Origin of the sequence: Mesorhizobium album (genome assembly GCF_033977205.1) — a bacterium.
GTDB classification, from domain to species: domain Bacteria; phylum Pseudomonadota; class Alphaproteobacteria; order Rhizobiales; family Rhizobiaceae; genus Mesorhizobium; species Mesorhizobium album.
Map to the genome: position 1 here is coordinate 1 of NZ_JAVIIW010000109.1, position 1,992 is coordinate 1,992.

Consider the following 1,992-nt stretch of genomic DNA (forward strand, 5'->3'; position numbering starts at 1 on the left):
ATCAAGTTGCGCGCGGTGACTGAGGCGCTCCATATTATCGGCAAAACCAAGTGCGCGTGTAAGTTCCGGCTGCTTCAGGAACTTCTCGCAAAAACTCACCCATTCGCGATCATTCTGAACCGAAAAGATGACGTCCTTGCCATCGGCACAACGATAGGCGCCATATGGCGCCAGAGACGGGTGTTTCACACCGGCGCGTTCGGTGTGGTAGTCGCTATAGTCGTTTTGGAGAACCGGAACATTCATCCAGTCAGCGACAGCATCGAACAGCGACACCTGAATGCTGGTTCCTTCGCCGGTGACCTCGCGGTGATACATCGCCTGAAGAATGGCGCTGTGCGCTGTCATGCCCGCTGAGATGTCACAGACCGAGACCCCGACACGTGCGGGCCCTTGTTGGTTGCCGGTGATCGCACATAGACCTGTTTCGGCCTGGACGATGAGATCGTAGGCCTTCAAGTGTGAATAAGGCCCTTTGTCACCGAAACCCGAGATGTCACAGGTTATCAGGCGCGGAAATCGGCGACGCAGGTCAGCAGACCCGAAACCTAGTTTTTCGATGCTGCCCGGCTTCAGATTCTGGATAAAGACGTCAGCAGCGGCAATGAGCGTGTCGAGGACCTCGCGGTCCGCCTCCAACCTCAGGTCCAGACACACCGATTCCTTACCCCGATTGAGCCAGACGAAGTAAGCACTCTGCCCTCGGACCAACTTGTCGTAGCTTCGGGCAAAGTCCCCTTCGGGCCGTTCGATCTTGATCACCCGGGCACCGGCATCCGCGAGCCTAGACGACGCGTAAGGGGCGGCCACCGCCTGCTCCACGGCTACGACAGTGATCCCCTCAAGAGAGTTCTGCATGCGACACCGCGCCTCTCATCCAACGTTTTTGGCTCGAACTCGACGACGGTTCAGCATCGCCAGCAACCGGTTCTGCTCGTTCCCGACGATGGAATATGCCTCGTCGACACCCATCCCGGGCTTCGCAAGCATCATGTCGGCCTGGGTTGCCACCGATACGTGGACCGAAGCCTGGGCGGAGAGATCCGTCTCGGTACAGCTTCCCCCGACATAGGCCCCTACTCCATTCTGCTTGCAGATGAGAACGGCGCGCGCCGTATCGGTTATTGAGCCGACATCGGGTGTCTTGATCTGGACCAGATGCGTCGCTTTGGCTTCCGCAAAGAGCCGAATGTCCTCAAGCGTATTGCATCTCTCATCTACGACAATGCGTGCGCTGGAACCCCGGTTATCCAAAATCGATACGATCTTGGCGTAGTTCTCAATTTGAGCTCGTGTAGAACCAAAGTCCGCCGGGGACTCGATGTTGATCGTAAAACCCGGAACGGTATCGGCAACCTTGCAGATAAAATCGGCAATGCTTTGCGGCTCCAGGCCGATTTCCTGGCCGATCCAGCCGTACACATCGAAATGAAGCACCGGATGATACCCCGGGCGGCCGAGTTCGCGCGTGCGCGTCGCAACCCACTTGACGAAGTCAAGGAAAGTCTGGCCGCAATGGCCGAATTTCTGCCGTGAGTTGATCAGGCCGTGGGGAAGCACATCCACCGCCTTCAGGATCATTTTGTCGACATTGATTTCGCGGGCATCGCCGCTCTGGCAGTAAATCGGGACCCTGCGCGTTGGCAGCGGCAGATCAAATTCACTGCATATGATCTCCGCCATCGTCGTACGTTGAAGATGAGCCGCTGCGCGAAGGAGCGCCTGGCTCACGCCATACTCAATAGCGAGAGGTAGCCGCTTATGTTCGCAAGGCTCGAGAACCGTCGCGCAGGCATCAAGGTAACGAGAAGCATCGGCATCAAGTAGCCGGGGCACCACAACGCGCGACGTCAAATCCGAGATTTGAGCGGCTTCAAACACAGGATCGCGCCCGCCAGCACCAGAGTACTGCACGTTCATCATGTCGCCCCAAACAACGGTTTCGTCGGGGAGGATCAGCCCGATGCTGAGCGAAGATGCTGGAATGCGGAT

Annotated in this window: 2 protein-coding genes; both read right to left on the minus strand. The window is 57.5% G+C overall.

Features of this window, described 5'->3' with window-relative positions; genetic code table 11:
- The coding region (locus RFN28_RS34350) for a CaiB/BaiF CoA transferase family protein (protein WP_320291555.1) at nt 1–858 on the minus strand (858 nt) is incomplete at its 3' end.
- Nucleotides 859–873: 15 nt separating this feature from the next.
- Nucleotides 874–1,992 (minus strand): methylaspartate ammonia-lyase (locus RFN28_RS34355; protein WP_320291556.1); only part of this gene is annotated, 1,119 nt, incomplete at its 5' end.